Here is a 16503-nt window from a genome sequence, read left to right as displayed (position 1 = left end):
TCCAAACGGCCTTATGCGTGTGCCACACTACGACACGGGTAATGGCAGTACGAGTCGGCATCCTCGGTGCAACCGGCGCAGTCGGACAGCGATTCATCCAGCTTCTCGACGACCACCCGACGTTCGAACTCGCGGCGCTGACCGCGAGCGAAGAGAGCGCGGGCAAGCGATACGACGAGGCCGCGAAGTGGCGCGTCAACACGCCCATCCCGGACGACGTGGCCGCGATGGAAGTCGGCAGCACCGACCCCGCGGCCGTGCCCGATGACATCGACCTCCTGTTTTCGTCGCTCCCGTCGTCGGTCGCCGCCGAGGTCGAACCCGCGTTCCTCGAAGCGGGCTACGTCGTCTCCTCGAACTCCTCGAACGACCGCATGGCCCCCGACGTGCCGCTCACGATTCCGGAGATAAATCCGGAGCACCTCGACCTCATCGAGGTCCAGCGCGACGAGCGCGGCTGGGACGGCGCGCTCGTGAAGAACCCGAACTGCTCGACCATCACGATGGTCCCGACGCTCGCCGCGCTCGACCAGTTCGGCCTCGAACGCGTCGACGTCACGACCCTCCAAGCCGTCTCCGGCGCGGGCTACGACGGCGTCACCTCGATGGAGATTATCGACAACGCCATCCCGCACATCGGCGGCGAAGACGAGAAGATGGAGACGGAGTCCCGCAAGCTTCTGGGCTCGTTCGACGGCGCGGAGGTCGCGCTCCACGGCGCGGAGGTCAACGCCTCGTGTAACCGCATTCCGACGCTCGACGGCCACCTCGAAAGCGTCTTCGCGGACCTCGCCGACGACGCCTCCCCCGAGGACGTCGCCGCCGCGATGCGCGAGTACCCCGGCGTCGACCTCCCGAGCGCGCCCGAACAGCTCATCCACGTCTTCGAGGACGAGTTCCGCCCGCAGCCCCGCCTCGACCGCGACCGCGGCGACGGGATGCAGATTTCGGCCGGCGGCATCCAGTCGACCGACCACGGCGTGAAGTACAACTGCCTCGCGCACAACACGATTCGCGGCGCGGCCGGCGCGTCGGTCCTCAACGGCGAACTGCTCGCCCAAGAGGGCTGGATTTAGGCTCTCCTCGCCCGTCGGCGTCGCTTCCGGGCCGGCGCTCGGCGTCGCCGCCGACGCCGTTCCCGCTCGAATTAGACAGCGTTTTCCCCCGACGCCGACAGAGCGTGTCGCATGTCTCGTCGCGGCCTCGAAACGGGGCTCTCCGCCGGCCTGCTCGTCGCCGCGCTCGGCGGCGTCGCGTGGGCCACCGGCCAGCCGTTCGTCTTTCCGAGCCTCGGCCCCACGGCGTTCGCGCTGGCGTTTCGGCGGCGCGGCACGCGCCCCCGCTCGACTCGCATTGTCGGCGGCCACGCCGTCGGTGCCGTCGTCGGTTTCGCGGCCTACGCGCTCATCGCCTCCGGCGTGACGATTAGCCCGTCACTGTCGGTCGCATCGACGGACACGTTGCGGCTCGTCACGAGCGGTGCCATCTCGGTTGCCGCGACGAGTTGGGGGATGGTCGAACTCGACGCGGTCCACCCGCCGGCGTGCGCGACGACGCTCATCGTCTCGCTCGGCCTGCTCTCGACGCCGCAGTCGGTCGCGACCATCGTCGGGAGCGTCGTGATTCTCGTAGGGGCACATCAGGTGGCGGACGCGATGCTCACCGAGATGTACGGAGACGACCCCGCCGACATGGGCGCGAGGAGCTGAACTTCGGTCCTCGGAGCGGTACGCGAACCGGTAGATGCGGGAGAATGGGTGTGTGGTGGGTGACTGATTCCGTTCGCCACCCCGATGTGCCTCTGACAGCAGCAAATACTAACTCGTCACCGAGTTACTTATGAATTCTGTGAAACACGTTCGCACCGGGCGCGCTAGCGTCGCTCGCGCGTACTCGTGACAGTATCCGTACTCGGAGACGGTCCCCCTCGGCCGATATTCCGCGTCAAGAGACACCGGCGACGACAGGTATATGTGGCATGGTCTCAATTGACACGCTGTATCGCTATGAAGCCGTGCCACAGCTGTCAGGCGGTTATCGACGAGTACATCCTGGACAAAAAGCTCGAAGTGCTGCGCGACCTCACGGTTGACGACTTCAATCTGTGTGCGGACTGCACCACAGTCGTCGCCGATGCGTGCGTGGAATGCGGCGGTGGCGTCTATGTCCCGCGGGGCGAAACGACGGTCCCCGACTACTGTCCGGCGTGCCGCGCGGACCTCATCCGGCGGACGGGGAGCGACCCCGGCTGGACCTGCGATGCCGTCTCGACCTGAATAGCGGTTCTCGACCGATTTTTTGCGGCTGTTGCCCGTGAGTGACGAGGATTCGAGCTGTTGGTCTCGTAGTCGCTACGAGGTTTTTCTCCGACGAGAGCTGTTGTATGGCTGAAAAGGATATGGTCGAGTTCGTCGAGGAGTGGCAACGGAGCGCGTTTCTCGTCCTTGGTCCGGCGCTCGGCGGCGGCGTCTCCGCCGTGTTCGTCGGGCCGGTGCTGGCGTTTCTGGCGTTTTCGTATCTGTTCTACGGGAGAGGAGCGTCGGGTGGTGCGGTCGGCCGTCCCGTTGCCATCCGAGCCACTCAGTCGATACGTGAACGAACCACCACCGCACTCAGGTACTGCACCGCGAGGCGAGCGAAGCGAGCCCTCGCGGGACGTTTTTGGTCCAGCTTTTTGCGAGGAGACTGTCGCTCAGAGAGCGACAGTTGACGAAGTAAAAAGGTGGTATGGGACCGCTGAGATGAGACGCCCACATTCTGCGCCCCGCGATTCTTATTCATCGTCCACCTCCGCGTCTCCCTCGAGGTACGGTCTCCGCGATTGCATCCGGCGGAGCAGGTCAGGGTGATCGTAGTGCTGGCGAATTACCTCAGGAGTCGCGTTCGCTCTCTCCGATAGCACTTCAGGCGGCCACCCGCGATCTCGATGATCGGTGATCGCACCTGTCCTGACTCGGTGGGGTGATCGAGCGGACGGACAACGTGCTTCGCGGCCGTGTTGACGAGCTTCGCACTTGTTCACATCACGACCGTGTGGGCATGGCTTTCCGAACTCACAGGGCTGCGTGATGATGTTGAAAACCCGCCGGACAGCGCCCTTCGACATTCGATTCTCGCCTTTCTCAGTCGAGAACAGCGGCGCACGTCCCTCGTCATCGGTGACTGGAACTCGATTCACGCGAATGTACGCATCCAGTACTTCTGCAACTTCGTCAGAGATAGCGACTGGTCGCTGACCCTCGAACTTGTTCTTTAGCGGCGTGTTCTCACGATGCCGGAAGTATACGAACGGGGTTTCAACGTGATCAGTGATCTCCTCAAACTCCTCGTCGCCAATTTCTGGGTAGTGGCGAAGCCGGTCAAGGTCATCGTCATCGAGGAAGCAATCTCCAACGTCCAGCGCCCGAAGCGCACCCAGTCGAACAGTCGTGTGCCATGCGAGTGTGAACATCGCATGTTCACGAGAACTGTATCTGTACGTCGCAAGTGCCTCGAGAATTTCCTCCGCGCGGCCCGATGCAAGTTTCTCTTGGTTGACCCGCTCGTCCTTGAGGAGACTGGGTATCTCGATTGCTGCAACGAGGTTTTCGTCTACTGCGTTCAGATCGGAGCAGAACGAGAGGTAGCGTTTCAGCGTCCCGAATCGATTCTTCAGCGTGGAGGGTGAGAGATTCCGTGATCGGCACTCGGTGTCGAATGCGAAGACATCGCGGGTCGAAAGGTCGTTGAGGTTGGTAATCCCCTGTTCTTCGCACCACTCCACGAATTGCTTAATCCGGTAGTGGTAGCTCTGGACCGTCTCGTCGGCCTTCTCCGTACTCTGCCGAGTGAGCCACATCTCCATCGCGTCACGAGGAGACAGCTCCTCGAGGTCGTCGCTCATTCGGTATCCTCCTCGTTGAACTGAGCGCAGGACTCACAAACGCTGAGCTGAGAGACTGCGTCTAGCCCGGTTGCTTCCTCAGCGCGACAGATCTGGCAGGTGTACTCGTCGCGCTTATCAAACCGTGCTGCGTTGCTCTGGTTGCGGGGTTGTAGCCCCGTATTGGTAATTCCCGTCATGGTATACTGACGGAACTTTCCCACGGGCGGTGGTTCCAGCACCGTCCGTCGGACCTACAATAGTCATCACCAGCCGACAGCACGTCTCACAGTTCCGCATACTCACAAACACACCAATATTACATATATGTAACGCAGATACATTTGGGAGGTCAAATTAACACAGAAGTAATATTAGCCACACATACGACACGAGGTTACTAATGTGTGGGTAATGCGACAGTCGGCGACATGGATGACGCTTTGGGACGATAGGATTCTCGAATACATTCGAGCGGAAGGGTCAGGATCGCCTAAACAGTTGAAAGATAGCGGTTACATCCATATTTCCAAAGCTCAAATTTCTCGCCGTCTTCGGAAACTTGCGGAGCACGACATGCTCACGGGACTGGGTAATGGCGTCTATGTCATCTCAAGCAAAGGTGAGGAATATCTAGATGGGGAGTGGGACGCTGAGGCAGATCGTCCGGTAGCGACAGGTGGAGAAAACGGTGAAAACGGAAATGGAGAAACGCCTGCAGAATCTGAATCGTAGCAATATACCTGATGTCTACAATACGAAAGTCTGGAACGTGGCAATGTGCTCTCGATGATCGTATCCTTGAGGTTCTGCGGACAGAAGGGTTGAGTCCGCCAGAGTTGATTAGTCGGGAGATCACCGCTAATGTATCTCCTCGGCGTGTTCGTGAGCGGTGTCGCGTACTCGCACACGCAGGACTTGCATCGCCGATTGTTGATGAGGAGAACGCTGAGTTCTTCGAAATAACTGGGTGGGGTGAATTGTATCTTGATGGTAAAGTGAACGCGAGCTTGATGCAGCCACTTCCACGACCACGTCCGCCGGACAAGGTTAGGCCGCGCTTCTGGACAAGCCTTGTATAGGTGTGTTATTTGACACTATTGAGTAGGAGTGAACAATATGACCACCGACATCTTGAGGTGTCTGGAAGCTGTCTTTCCACTCACAATATATGCGGAAGATATCACCTACAGGACTAACAGGTGACAATTTATTAGCCTACTATAGGACTGCATTAAATACAAAAGATGAGCTTTTAGAGACACCTGCTGATGAAGATGTTATTCTAGATCTACGCGATGCCGACTGGCTCAATCCCGCATTTCTTGCACCGATTTCGGTGGTCTATCACCAATTGTTGGACCAAAATTCAAAAATGTGGGTCTGGAGACCTGACGATCGTATCAAAAGCTACCTTGATCATATCGGGTTCCCCTCTGGTGATCTGAACCCAGATACTAGCAGTTCAAACAGTTTGCCACTATACTTAATGGAGTCTGAGACTGATACTAAGTCTCCATCAAAAGTCGCCACTAAAATAAGGACATTGATAAAAAAGCACTTATATAACGAATTGGGTGGGAAAATAAATTCATTTCAATATCCTATTGGTGAAATCGTATCAAACATAGAAACACATTCTAAATATTCATACGCAACATTGCTGTCACAATATTATCCAAACAAAGGTTGTCTAGATATCTGTATCGTTGATGATGGTATTTCCATACCTGGCAACTTTGAAGATCATTCAATCTCTTTTGACGATGATTATGACGCTTTGAAAAAAGCATTCACCGAGCGACTCTCAACACGGCCGGATGACGAGAGACAGCAGGGATATGGTCTGTTCACGAGTACAAATATGATCTGTGAGGGGTTGAACGGTCAAGTAGTTCTCTCTTCTCGTAATGCGACTATGAACCGAATGGGATCCTCGATGAACCAGACCTTATTCAATTATAATTGGAGTGGTACCGTATTTGCTGCTCGGCTGAATACACCTTCTCCTGATTTTAATTACTTAGACTATGTGTGATTTCAACCACAAACGCTATGATTACTCTGCTTCCAGATAGCGGTAGTGAGTGCAAATGGTGCAAAAATACGTCGTTCAAGAGTCCTCGATTAACACGAGGAATCAAGCTGAAAGCATTGTCGATGAGGCCAAAGTGCAAGGTTCTAATAGATTAGATCTAAGTAATGTTGAGTTCTTGGCCCGCTCAGGTGGCGACGAACTCATCTACCAAGCGAAAAAACACGGCATTGAGTTAGTTGGTCAATCAGGTGATGTTGAAGGTATGCTTCGTGCAATTGAATCACGAAGAAGCCCACCTACCCCGTGATTGATGTCGTACTTTCCAGAATCTACTGATTTACATTGTAAAGCGCACAGAGAGAAACATATATTCTGATTGGTTATCGCAGTCTTTGCTAACAAGAACCTACAACAGGTTGGTTTCGTGGAGTGGCTGGATCGGTCCATCCTCTGGAACCGGGCGAACGACGTAGACGCCTTTGCCGAGTCGTTGGACGTGCATGTTTTGGTCCTCGCGGTCGTCCTCGTCTGCAGCGATGACGCCGTCGAGGACGAGATCGTCACGGTCGAGTGCAACAAGCGGAGTGCCGTCGTGGTTTCGGAGCTTTCGGAATACCATTGCTGACACCTCACCGGCCACCCAATCCTACTTAGTTCTATCTCCAAAGTCACCTATCACGAATACAGGCCGTGGTCGGTGTAGACCGTATAATTACTAGACCGCGTACACTTCAGGAAACGGCCACCACCACACACCCCCCTGGTGGCGTATAATTACTTACTATATGGTTCGATTTGGCGGGGTTCCGGTGGTGGTCGGTCCCCGGTGATGACTCAATTTCGGATGTTGGGGCGCTCGAGGAACTGCGAGATTGACGTGGGTCAAATATTTTGAAATATCACTTTCGCCCTTCACCAATTACTTATCCTATACTATCAATAAGAATTGATTATGTCTGATGACATTGAGCGTAGGTTGAGCGAGATTGAACGGCGACTTGACAAGCTAGAGAGATCTGTACAGCCAGACCGTGCGTTCGACTCTCTTGACCAACGTGTCGATGAGTTAGAAGATTCAGTTGATGGGAGACGAGGGCTAGAAAGTCGAGTTGATGATTTGGAAAGGACACTAAAAGAGATCAACAGGAAACTGTAAAATGCCAGTAAATACAGACTCAGACAGTTGGCAGTCAGGCGATGAACCTCCTCGTCTGGAAGTCAAAATCATTGATTTTCTCAAAGAGCACCCTGACGAAGCATTTCGGCTTCGTGAGATTGCGGACGAAGTAGTTGACACCAGTTGGTCTGAGGTAGAGAGATTCAATCGGAAACAAGACCAGCTTGAACGAGAGGAACTTGAGAAAGAATACCCACTAGACGAGGATCATCCATCTACACTTAGTGAATTTAGGCCGACAGACCGTCTCCAGGCAATATTAAGGCAACTGGAAGGGGTGGGCCTAGTTGAGACACGATTAGTAGATGTCGGCGCGTTTTCAGAAGCATATCTTCCCGATCTTGATGAAGTAATTGCTTATACGTATTCGACAACGTCTGATTGAAATCGGTTGATAAGTGGTTCCTTTCGCGTGCGTCAACTGGAGTAGCGGAGGCGGAGGGTTATTTTTTCTCAGTTGTGACGTTAGTCACACTCCCTAAGGGGGCTTTCCCATCCAGCGGGAGAGCACCCGATCGATCTCCTCGAGCACGACCGCTCACGGGGAATCGAGACTCCACCCGAAAACAGGGATCAGCCCAAAACCAGAGAGTAGTATATAAACGAAGGAACCGACCGAGAGCGTTGCCACTCAGACGGCCACCGGCTACAGGTGTTTCCGAGCGACTGTGTTCTGCACGGGACCGTACGCCCGGTCATAGGTCACAATCGCGTTGAGGAATCGCCGCGAGTCGAGCCCGGCGTCACACCACGCGCTGTATCCCTCCTCGAGCACGTCGGGAAGGTACTCGCCGGTCGCCGTGGAGTTCTTCGACTGAGTGAGCACCGTCCGGATGCGAATCCGAACGCGGTCGTCACGATCGTCCATCCCGGCGACAACTTCCGCGCCGTATCGATTTAGCCAGTTCTGCAATGCACGACCGGAGCGCTCCAGGTCGCGCGGGTCAACGTTCAGCACGCTCTCGATGCGACCGGCGACCGAGTCTACCACGTCGTCCGCGATGCTCACCAGCTCGCGCACTTCCTGCGCGATCTTCGAAGAAACCCACTTCACGACACCGCCGTCGTTCTCGAGGAGTCCTGAGAGACGTTGGAGAACGCGGTAGATCGTCGTGGAAGACCAACCGGTTCCGTCTTCGAGTTCACCGACTCTCGTGCCGCCGTCGGTGAGCGCCAAGTGCTCAAGCACGTCGTGGTCCGCGTCGGTGAGCCGCGAGAGTGTCCGCATGATGACCGAGTCCTGAGACGCTTCGATCTGTGGGGTCGGGTCATCCCACAGCGCAATCGTCCGACCGGACGCGACCGCGCTGAAGTGGTCGTCAGCGACGAACCACATTCCCGGTCGAGTCGGGATGTCCGCCCACGAAAGGACGTTCAGCAATTTCTCTTCCAGGTCGCCAACCAGATCGTGCCGGTCGTCCCACGCGACCGCCTGATCGCGGTTCAGGTTCTTCTTGTACAGCGCGCCGAGTTTCGGGTGGTACAGCGGGTCACCGTCCGAACTTTCACGGACGTACTGCGGGTGGTAGTGCTTCAGCTGAAGCCCTCGAGGACGGTGCTGGCTGTTCGGGAAGAGATCAGCAATAGCCGACCGATCGAGCCGGAGCTGGTGGTTGTAGCCGACCACGTCCTCGTTGTTCGAATCGTAGACGACGTGCGAACCCTCGATATCGGCCGAGAGCATGAAGAGACGCATGAAGACGCCGTCGCGCCTGACCAGCTTCTTCGCCTGATCGCGGTCGATTCTCAGATACCGCTCGTGCTGGGTTATCGTCGAGAACTTGTGTGGCTCTTCAGCGAAGTACTTGCGCGACCAGTCGAAGCCGACTTTCTCGCAGACTCGGCGCATCACCCACTTGAACACGTGCGGTATCTCGTCTAACTCGAGGTTGACGACGTTCTGTAGTTTGACGTTTGTCGCGGGTCCCAACGTCGCAGGGACGCTGTCAGGACGGTTCTCGTCGGACCACGCGAGTCGCGGCTGTACACAGACCGGAAGCTTCCGCTCACCCTCGCCGTAGGCGTTGATGTCGTACTCGAGAAGCGAGTTTACCGTGTCTGCCTCGCGCGGAGACAGACCCGACTGGTGAAACCCCATCGACACCTCCCACGTCTCGGTTCCGTCCTCCTCGAGGCGGGGAACCTCCACTTCGACTTTCGAGATACCTCCGTCGATGTGGTTGTACAGCTGGCGGACTGCCCAGTACGGTGACGAACCGTATTCGCCGTAGAGGAGATCACCGCGCGTCTCGTGGGGCGCGCTTGCGACGGAACTCACCGCCGGTCCTCCTCCGCGAGATCGCGGCCGCAGTACTCACAGCGGAAGATGCAGTCGCTGTCGCGGCTGCAGGACGGACAGCGAACCGTCATTGCCACCGCTCCGGGTTACCGCCGTGCCGACCGGGAGCACCGTCCCACGGGTCCGGAATCGGAACGTCGAGACCGCCCGCAGAACCGCGCTGTAAGCGAACCAGCGTATCGCACTCGTGACAGCGGTGCGCGCGGTCCTCGCGGTCACCGTAGACGCGGCGGAAGTCGCGGGTGACGTGTGACCCGCAGTTGAGGCAACTGCTCTTTCGGCTCTCCGAGCCGAGCAGCATCATGCCGACCACCTCCCGGCGAAAATGCCGATAAGGGGTGACTTAAAGAGCGAGTTATATCCGTAGAGATTTTCTATGAATTTTGGAAGTACAGAGCTTGTACTACCAGTAATTTTAACCCACGATAGTAAGAAGTGGGACCGCTGAGATGAGACGCCCACATTCTGCGCCCCGCGATTCTTATTCATCGTCCACCTCCGCGTCTCCCTCGAGGTACGGTCTCCGCGATTGCATCCGGCGGAGCAGGTCAGGGTGATCGTAGTGCTGGCGAATTACCTCAGGAGTCGCGTTCGCTCTCTCCGATAGCACTTCAGGCGGCCACCCGCGATCTCGATGATCGGTGATCGCACCTGTCCTGACTCGGTGGGGTGATCGAGCGGACGGACAACGTGCTTCGCGGCCGTGTTGACGAGCTTCGCACTTGTTCACATCACGACCGTGTGGGCATGGCTTTCCGAACTCACAGGGCTGCGTGATGATGTTGAAAACCCGCCGGACAGCGCCCTTCGACATTCGATTCTCGCCTTTCTCAGTCGAGAACAGCGGCGCACGTCCCTCGTCATCGGTGACTGGAACTCGATTCACGCGAATGTACGCATCCAGTACTTCTGCAACTTCGTCAGAGATAGCGACTGGTCGCTGACCCTCGAACTTGTTCTTTAGCGGCGTGTTCTCACGATGCCGGAAGTATACGAACGGGGTTTCAACGTGATCAGTGATCTCCTCAAACTCCTCGTCGCCAATTTCTGGGTAGTGGCGAAGCCGGTCAAGGTCATCGTCATCGAGGAAGCAATCTCCAACGTCCAGCGCCCGAAGCGCACCCAGTCGAACAGTCGTGTGCCATGCGAGTGTGAACATCGCATGTTCACGAGAACTGTATCTGTACGTCGCAAGTGCCTCGAGAATTTCCTCCGCGCGGCCCGATGCAAGTTTCTCTTGGTTGACCCGCTCGTCCTTGAGGGGACTGGGTATCTCGATTGCTGCAACGAGGTTTTCGTCTACTGCGTTCAGATCGGAGCAGAACGAGAGGTAGCGTTTCAGCGTCCCGAATCGATTCTTCAGCGTGGAGGGTGAGAGATTCCGTGATCGGCACTCGGTGTCGAATGCGAAGACATCGCGGGTCGAAAGGTCGTTGAGGTTGGTAATCCCCTGTTCTTCGCACCACTCCACGAATTGCTTAATCCGGTAGTGGTAGCTCTGGACCGTCTCGTCGGCCTTCTCCGTACTCTGCCGAGTGAGCCACATCTCCATCGCGTCACGAGGAGACAGCTCCTCGAGGTCGTCGCTCATTCGGTATCCTCCTCGTTGAACTGAGCGCAGGACTCACAAACGCTGAGCTGAGAGACTGCGTCTAGCCCGGTTGCTTCCTCAGCGCGACAGATCTGGCAGGTGTACTCGTCGCGCTTATCAAACCGTGCTGCGTTGCTCTGGTTGCGGGGTTGTAGCCCCGTATTGGTAATTCCCGTCATGGTATACTGACGGAACTTTCCCACGGGCGGTGGTTCCAGCACCGTCCGTCGGACCTACAATAGTCATCACCAGCCGACAGCACGTCTCACAGTTCCGCATACTCACAAACACACCAATATTACATATATGTAACGCAGATACATTTGGGAGGTCAAATTAACACAGAAGTAATATTAGCCACACATACGACACGAGGTTACTAATGTGTGGGTAATGCGACAGTCGGCGACATGGATGACGCTTTGGGACGATAGGATTCTCGAATACATTCGAGCGGAAGGGTCAGGATCGCCTAAACAGTTGAAAGATAGCGGTTACATCCATATTTCCAAAGCTCAAATTTCTCGCCGTCTTCGGAAACTTGCGGAGCACGACATGCTCACGGGACTGGGTAATGGCGTCTATGTCATCTCAAGCAAAGGTGAGGAATATCTAGATGGGGAGTGGGACGCTGAGGCAGATCGTCCGGTAGCGACAGGTGGAGAAAACGGTGAAAACGGAAATGGAGAAACGCCTGCAGAATCTGAATCGTAGCAATATACCTGATGTCTACAATACGAAAGTCTGGAACGTGGCAATGTGCTCTCGATGATCGTATCCTTGAGGTTCTGCGGACAGAAGGGTTGAGTCCGCCAGAGTTGATTAGTCGGGAGATCACCGCTAATGTATCTCCTCGGCGTGTTCGTGAGCGGTGTCGCGTACTCGCACACGCAGGACTTGCATCGCCGATTGTTGATGAGGAGAACGCTGAGTTCTTCGAAATAACTGGGTGGGGTGAATTGTATCTTGATGGTAAAGTGAACGCGAGCTTGATGCAGCCACTTCCACGACCACGTCCGCCGGACAAGGTTAGGCCGCGCTTCTGGACAAGCCTTGTATAGGTGTGTTATTTGACACTATTGAGTAGGAGTGAACAATATGACCACCGACATCTTGAGGTGTCTGGAAGCTGTCTTTCCACTCACAATATATGCGGAAGATATCACCTACAGGACTAACAGGTGACAATTTATTAGCCTACTATAGGACTGCATTAAATACAAAAGATGAGCTTTTAGAGACACCTGCTGATGAAGATGTTATTCTAGATCTACGCGATGCCGACTGGCTCAATCCCGCATTTCTTGCACCGATTTCGGTGGTCTATCACCAATTGTTGGACCAAAATTCAAAAATGTGGGTCTGGAGACCTGACGATCGTATCAAAAGCTACCTTGATCATATCGGGTTCCCCTCTGGTGATCTGAACCCAGATACTAGCAGTTCAAACAGTTTGCCACTATACTTAATGGAGTCTGAGACTGATACTAAGTCTCCATCAAAAGTCGCCACTAAAATAAGGACATTGATAAAAAAGCACTTATATAACGAATTGGGTGGGAAAATAAATTCATTTCAATATCCTATTGGTGAAATCGTATCAAACATAGAAACACATTCTAAATATTCATACGCAACATTGCTGTCACAATATTATCCAAACAAAGGTTGTCTAGATATCTGTATCGTTGATGATGGTATTTCCATACCTGGCAACTTTGAAGATCATTCAATCTCTTTTGACGATGATTATGACGCTTTGAAAAAAGCATTCACCGAGCGACTCTCAACACGGCCGGATGACGAGAGACAGCAGGGATATGGTCTGTTCACGAGTACAAATATGATCTGTGAGGGGTTGAACGGTCAAGTAGTTCTCTCTTCTCGTAATGCGACTATGAACCGAATGGGATCCTCGATGAACCAGACCTTATTCAATTATAATTGGAGTGGTACCGTATTTGCTGCTCGGCTGAATACACCTTCTCCTGATTTTAATTACTTAGACTATGTGTGATTTCAACCACAAACGCTATGATTACTCTGCTTCCAGATAGCGGTAGTGAGTGCAAATGGTGCAAAAATACGTCGTTCAAGAGTCCTCGATTAACACGAGGAATCAAGCTGAAAGCATTGTCGATGAGGCCAAAGTGCAAGGTTCTAATAGATTAGATCTAAGTAATGTTGAGTTCTTGGCCCGCTCAGGTGGCGACGAACTCATCTACCAAGCGAAAAAACACGGCATTGAGTTAGTTGGTCAATCAGGTGATGTTGAAGGTATGCTTCGTGCAATTGAATCACGAAGAAGCCCACCTACCCCGTGATTGATGTCGTACTTTCCAGAATCTACTGATTTACATTGTAAAGCGCACAGAGAGAAACATATATTCTGATTGGTTATCGCAGTCTTTGCTAACAAGAACCTACAACAGGTTGGTTTCGTGGAGTGGCTGGATCGGTCCATCCTCTGGAACCGGGCGAACGACGTAGACGCCTTTGCCGAGTCGTTGGACGTGCATGTTTTGGTCCTCGCGGTCGTCCTCGTCTGCAGCGATGACGCCGTCGAGGACGAGATCGTCACGGTCGAGTGCAACAAGCGGAGTGCCGTCGTGGTTTCGGAGCTTTCGGAATACCATTGCTGACACCTCACCGGCCACCCAATCCTACTTAGTTCTATCTCCAAAGTCACCTATCACGAATACAGGCCGTGGTCGGTGTAGACCGTATAATTACTAGACCGCGTACACTTCAGGAAACGGCCACCACCACACACCCCCCTGGTGGCGTATAATTACTTACTATATGGTTCGATTTGGCGGGGTTCCGGTGGTGGTCGGTCCCCGGTGATGACTCAATTTCGGATGTTGGGGCGCTCGAGGAACTGCGAGATTGACGTGGGTCAAATATTTTGAAATATCACTTTCGCCCTTCACCAATTACTTATCCTATACTATCAATAAGAATTGATTATGTCTGATGACATTGAGCGTAGGTTGAGCGAGATTGAACGGCGACTTGACAAGCTAGAGAGATCTGTACAGCCAGACCGTGCGTTCGACTCTCTTGACCAACGTGTCGATGAGTTAGAAGATTCAGTTGATGGGAGACGAGGGCTAGAAAGTCGAGTTGATGATTTGGAAAGGACACTAAAAGAGATCAACAGGAAACTGTAAAATGCCAGTAAATACAGACTCAGACAGTTGGCAGTCAGGCGATGAACCTCCTCGTCTGGAAGTCAAAATCATTGATTTTCTCAAAGAGCACCCTGACGAAGCATTTCGGCTTCGTGAGATTGCGGACGAAGTAGTTGACACCAGTTGGTCTGAGGTAGAGAGATTCAATCGGAAACAAGACCAGCTTGAACGAGAGGAACTTGAGAAAGAATACCCACTAGACGAGGATCATCCATCTACACTTAGTGAATTTAGGCCGACAGACCGTCTCCAGGCAATATTAAGGCAACTGGAAGGGGTGGGCCTAGTTGAGACACGATTAGTAGATGTCGGCGCGTTTTCAGAAGCATATCTTCCCGATCTTGATGAAGTAATTGCTTATACGTATTCGACAACGTCTGATTGAAATCGGTTGATAAGTGGTTCCTTTCGCGTGCGTCAACTGGAGTAGCGGAGGCGGAGGGTTATTTTTTCTCAGTTGTGACGTTAGTCACACTCCCTAAGGGGGCTTTCCCATCCAGCGGGAGAGCACCCGATCGATCTCCTCGAGCACGACCGCTCACGGGGAATCGAGACTCCACCCGAAAACAGGGATCAGCCCAAAACCAGAGAGTAGTATATAAACGAAGGAACCGACCGAGAGCGTTGCCACTCAGACGGCCACCGGCTACAGGTGTTTCCGAGCGACTGTGTTCTGCACGGGACCGTACGCCCGGTCATAGGTCACAATCGCGTTGAGGAATCGCCGCGAGTCGAGCCCGGCGTCACACCACGCGCTGTATCCCTCCTCGAGCACGTCGGGAAGGTACTCGCCGGTCGCCGTGGAGTTCTTCGACTGAGTGAGCACCGTCCGGATGCGAATCCGAACGCGGTCGTCACGATCGTCCATCCCGGCGACAACTTCCGCGCCGTATCGATTTAGCCAGTTCTGCAATGCACGACCGGAGCGCTCCAGGTCGCGCGGGTCAACGTTCAGCACGCTCTCGATGCGACCGGCGACCGAGTCTACCACGTCGTCCGCGATGCTCACCAGCTCGCGCACTTCCTGCGCGATCTTCGAAGAAACCCACTTCACGACACCGCCGTCGTTCTCGAGGAGTCCTGAGAGACGTTGGAGAACGCGGTAGATCGTCGTGGAAGACCAACCGGTTCCGTCTTCGAGTTCACCGACTCTCGTGCCGCCGTCGGTGAGCGCCAAGTGCTCAAGCACGTCGTGGTCCGCGTCGGTGAGCCGCGAGAGTGTCCGCATGATGACCGAGTCCTGAGACGCTTCGATCTGTGGGGTCGGGTCATCCCACAGCGCAATCGTCCGACCGGACGCGACCGCGCTGAAGTGGTCGTCAGCGACGAACCACATTCCCGGTCGAGTCGGGATGTCCGCCCACGAAAGGACGTTCAGCAATTTCTCTTCCAGGTCGCCAACCAGATCGTGCCGGTCGTCCCACGCGACCGCCTGATCGCGGTTCAGGTTCTTCTTGTACAGCGCGCCGAGTTTCGGGTGGTACAGCGGGTCACCGTCCGAACTTTCACGGACGTACTGCGGGTGGTAGTGCTTCAGCTGAAGCCCTCGAGGACGGTGCTGGCTGTTCGGGAAGAGATCAGCAATAGCCGACCGATCGAGCCGGAGCTGGTGGTTGTAGCCGACCACGTCCTCGTTGTTCGAATCGTAGACGACGTGCGAACCCTCGATATCGGCCGAGAGCATGAAGAGACGCATGAAGACGCCGTCGCGCCTGACCAGCTTCTTCGCCTGATCGCGGTCGATTCTCAGATACCGCTCGTGCTGGGTTATCGTCGAGAACTTGTGTGGCTCTTCAGCGAAGTACTTGCGCGACCAGTCGAAGCCGACTTTCTCGCAGACTCGGCGCATCACCCACTTGAACACGTGCGGTATCTCGTCTAACTCGAGGTTGACGACGTTCTGTAGTTTGACGTTTGTCGCGGGTCCCAACGTCGCAGGGACGCTGTCAGGACGGTTCTCGTCGGACCACGCGAGTCGCGGCTGTACACAGACCGGAAGCTTCCGCTCACCCTCGCCGTAGGCGTTGATGTCGTACTCGAGAAGCGAGTTTACCGTGTCTGCCTCGCGCGGAGACAGACCCGACTGGTGAAACCCCATCGACACCTCCCACGTCTCGGTTCCGTCCTCCTCGAGGCGGGGAACCTCCACTTCGACTTTCGAGATACCTCCGTCGATGTGGTTGTACAGCTGGCGGACTGCCCAGTACGGTGACGAACCGTATTCGCCGTAGAGGAGATCACCGCGCGTCTCGTGGGGCGCGCTTGCGACGGAACTCACCGCCGGTCCTCCTCCGCGAGATCGCGGCCGCAGTACTCACAGCGGAAGATGCAGTCGCTGTCGC

17 protein-coding genes are annotated in these 16503 nt (G+C 55.0%); 10 read left to right on the top strand and 7 right to left on the bottom strand.

The window, feature by feature from the left end:
• Positions 1-41: 41 nt before the first annotated feature.
• From asd to DVK03_RS10715, 4 genes are all read left to right on the top strand, one after another.
• Positions 42-1076 (top strand): aspartate-semialdehyde dehydrogenase, encoded by a 1035-nt coding sequence (gene asd / locus DVK03_RS10730; protein WP_004042439.1) that lies wholly within the window; start codon positions 42-44, stop codon positions 1074-1076.
• A gap of 111 nt (positions 1077-1187) precedes the next feature.
• Positions 1188-1709, top strand: a complete 522-nt coding sequence (locus tag DVK03_RS10725) for an HPP family protein (RefSeq protein WP_008605371.1) — start codon at positions 1188-1190, stop codon at positions 1707-1709.
• 297 nt (positions 1710-2006) lie between these two features.
• Complete coding sequence (locus DVK03_RS10720; RefSeq protein WP_004042445.1) at positions 2007-2276, top strand: hypothetical protein; 270 nt, start codon at positions 2007-2009, stop codon at positions 2274-2276.
• A gap of 107 nt (positions 2277-2383) precedes the next feature.
• Positions 2384-2710, top strand: a complete 327-nt coding sequence (locus DVK03_RS10715) for a hypothetical protein (protein WP_115802913.1) — start codon at positions 2384-2386, stop codon at positions 2708-2710.
• Between the two features lie 63 nt (positions 2711-2773).
• Here the strand turns inward: DVK03_RS10715 and DVK03_RS10710 are convergent, their stop codons facing one another.
• The gene (locus DVK03_RS10710) at positions 2774-3883 is read right to left on the bottom strand and encodes a site-specific integrase (RefSeq protein ID WP_115802912.1); all 1110 of its coding nucleotides are present in this window, start codon (positions 3881-3883) and stop codon (positions 2774-2776) included.
• 393 nt (positions 3884-4276) lie between these two features.
• Between DVK03_RS10710 and DVK03_RS10705 the strand changes: the two genes are divergently transcribed.
• Positions 4277-4597, top strand: coding sequence for a helix-turn-helix transcriptional regulator (locus tag DVK03_RS10705; RefSeq protein ID WP_115802910.1), 321 nt, complete (start codon positions 4277-4279; stop codon positions 4595-4597).
• Between the two features lie 436 nt (positions 4598-5033).
• Positions 5034-5900 carry a hypothetical protein gene (locus tag DVK03_RS19680; protein ID WP_147298741.1) on the top strand — a complete coding sequence of 289 codons (867 nt, stop codon included), beginning with the start codon at positions 5034-5036 and terminating at the stop codon, positions 5898-5900.
• Positions 5901-6306: 406 nt separating this feature from the next.
• Here the strand turns inward: DVK03_RS19680 and DVK03_RS10695 are convergent, their stop codons facing one another.
• Complete coding sequence (locus tag DVK03_RS10695) at positions 6307-6519, bottom strand: hypothetical protein (protein ID WP_115802909.1); 213 nt, start codon at positions 6517-6519, stop codon at positions 6307-6309.
• Positions 6520-7057: 538 nt separating this feature from the next.
• Here DVK03_RS10695 and DVK03_RS19675 point away from each other — a divergent pair.
• Entirely contained in the window at positions 7058-7462 is a 405-nt protein-coding gene (locus DVK03_RS19675) for a hypothetical protein (RefSeq protein ID WP_147298742.1), read from the top strand.
• Positions 7463-7723: 261 nt separating this feature from the next.
• On the opposite strand, the gene DVK03_RS10690 is transcribed toward DVK03_RS19675, so the two are convergent.
• The 3 genes from DVK03_RS10690 to DVK03_RS10680 all read right to left on the bottom strand — a co-directional run bounded on the left by DVK03_RS10690 (position 7724) and on the right by DVK03_RS10680 (position 10967).
• Entirely contained in the window at positions 7724-9355 is a 1632-nt protein-coding gene (locus tag DVK03_RS10690; RefSeq protein ID WP_115802908.1) for a MarR family transcriptional regulator, read from the bottom strand.
• An 88-nt stretch (positions 9356-9443) separates the two neighbouring features.
• Positions 9444-9680 carry a hypothetical protein gene (locus DVK03_RS10685; RefSeq protein ID WP_115802907.1) on the bottom strand — a complete coding sequence of 79 codons (237 nt, stop codon included), beginning with the start codon at positions 9678-9680 and terminating at the stop codon, positions 9444-9446.
• Positions 9681-9857: 177 nt separating this feature from the next.
• Positions 9858-10967 carry a site-specific integrase gene (locus DVK03_RS10680; RefSeq protein ID WP_121593835.1) on the bottom strand — a complete coding sequence of 370 codons (1110 nt, stop codon included), beginning with the start codon at positions 10965-10967 and terminating at the stop codon, positions 9858-9860.
• Between the two features lie 393 nt (positions 10968-11360).
• Here DVK03_RS10680 and DVK03_RS10675 point away from each other — a divergent pair, with 393 nt between their 5' ends.
• Positions 11361-11681 (top strand): helix-turn-helix transcriptional regulator, encoded by a 321-nt coding sequence (locus tag DVK03_RS10675; RefSeq protein ID WP_115802910.1) that lies wholly within the window; start codon positions 11361-11363, stop codon positions 11679-11681.
• Positions 11682-12117: 436 nt separating this feature from the next.
• A complete protein-coding gene (locus tag DVK03_RS19670; RefSeq protein ID WP_147298741.1) occupies positions 12118-12984 on the top strand; it encodes a hypothetical protein in 867 nt (288 codons plus the stop codon).
• A gap of 406 nt (positions 12985-13390) precedes the next feature.
• On the opposite strand, the gene DVK03_RS10665 is transcribed toward DVK03_RS19670, so the two are convergent.
• Positions 13391-13603: a hypothetical protein gene (locus DVK03_RS10665; RefSeq protein ID WP_115802909.1), complete on the bottom strand. Its 213-nt coding sequence runs from the start codon at positions 13601-13603 to the stop codon at positions 13391-13393.
• A 538-nt stretch (positions 13604-14141) separates the two neighbouring features.
• Here DVK03_RS10665 and DVK03_RS19665 point away from each other — a divergent pair.
• Positions 14142-14546, top strand: a complete 405-nt coding sequence (locus DVK03_RS19665) for a hypothetical protein (RefSeq protein ID WP_147298742.1) — start codon at positions 14142-14144, stop codon at positions 14544-14546.
• A gap of 261 nt (positions 14547-14807) precedes the next feature.
• Here the strand turns inward: DVK03_RS19665 and DVK03_RS10660 are convergent, their stop codons facing one another.
• A complete protein-coding gene (locus DVK03_RS10660; protein ID WP_115802908.1) occupies positions 14808-16439 on the bottom strand; it encodes a MarR family transcriptional regulator in 1632 nt (543 codons plus the stop codon).
• Positions 16440-16503 lie beyond the last annotated feature (64 nt).

This window comes from Haloferax sp. Atlit-109R (assembly GCF_003665865.1).
GTDB classification, from domain to species: domain Archaea; phylum Halobacteriota; class Halobacteria; order Halobacteriales; family Haloferacaceae; genus Haloferax; species Haloferax volcanii.
The sequence above is the reverse complement of the archived record's forward strand: the minus strand, read 5'-3'. Positions and strand labels throughout refer to the sequence as shown.

Coding starts and splice junctions, on each gene's coding strand:
- asd (WP_004042439.1), top strand. CDS start 42: ATGGCAGTACGAGTCGGCATCCTCGGTGCAACCGGCGCAGTCGGACAG.
- DVK03_RS10725 (WP_008605371.1), top strand. CDS start 1,188: ATGTCTCGTCGCGGCCTCGAAACGGGGCTCTCCGCCGGCCTGCTCGTC.
- DVK03_RS10720 (WP_004042445.1), top strand. CDS start 2,007: ATGAAGCCGTGCCACAGCTGTCAGGCGGTTATCGACGAGTACATCCTG.
- DVK03_RS10715 (WP_115802913.1), top strand. CDS start 2,384: ATGGCTGAAAAGGATATGGTCGAGTTCGTCGAGGAGTGGCAACGGAGC.
- DVK03_RS10710 (WP_115802912.1), bottom strand. CDS start 3,883: ATGAGCGACGACCTCGAGGAGCTGTCTCCTCGTGACGCGATGGAGATG.
- DVK03_RS10705 (WP_115802910.1), top strand. CDS start 4,277: ATGCGACAGTCGGCGACATGGATGACGCTTTGGGACGATAGGATTCTC.
- DVK03_RS19680 (WP_147298741.1), top strand. CDS start 5,034: ATGCGGAAGATATCACCTACAGGACTAACAGGTGACAATTTATTAGCC.
- DVK03_RS10695 (WP_115802909.1), bottom strand. CDS start 6,519: ATGGTATTCCGAAAGCTCCGAAACCACGACGGCACTCCGCTTGTTGCA.
- DVK03_RS19675 (WP_147298742.1), top strand. CDS start 7,058: ATGCCAGTAAATACAGACTCAGACAGTTGGCAGTCAGGCGATGAACCT.
- DVK03_RS10685 (WP_115802907.1), bottom strand. CDS start 9,680: ATGATGCTGCTCGGCTCGGAGAGCCGAAAGAGCAGTTGCCTCAACTGC.
- DVK03_RS10680 (WP_121593835.1), bottom strand. CDS start 10,967: ATGAGCGACGACCTCGAGGAGCTGTCTCCTCGTGACGCGATGGAGATG.
- DVK03_RS10675 (WP_115802910.1), top strand. CDS start 11,361: ATGCGACAGTCGGCGACATGGATGACGCTTTGGGACGATAGGATTCTC.
- DVK03_RS19670 (WP_147298741.1), top strand. CDS start 12,118: ATGCGGAAGATATCACCTACAGGACTAACAGGTGACAATTTATTAGCC.
- DVK03_RS10665 (WP_115802909.1), bottom strand. CDS start 13,603: ATGGTATTCCGAAAGCTCCGAAACCACGACGGCACTCCGCTTGTTGCA.
- DVK03_RS19665 (WP_147298742.1), top strand. CDS start 14,142: ATGCCAGTAAATACAGACTCAGACAGTTGGCAGTCAGGCGATGAACCT.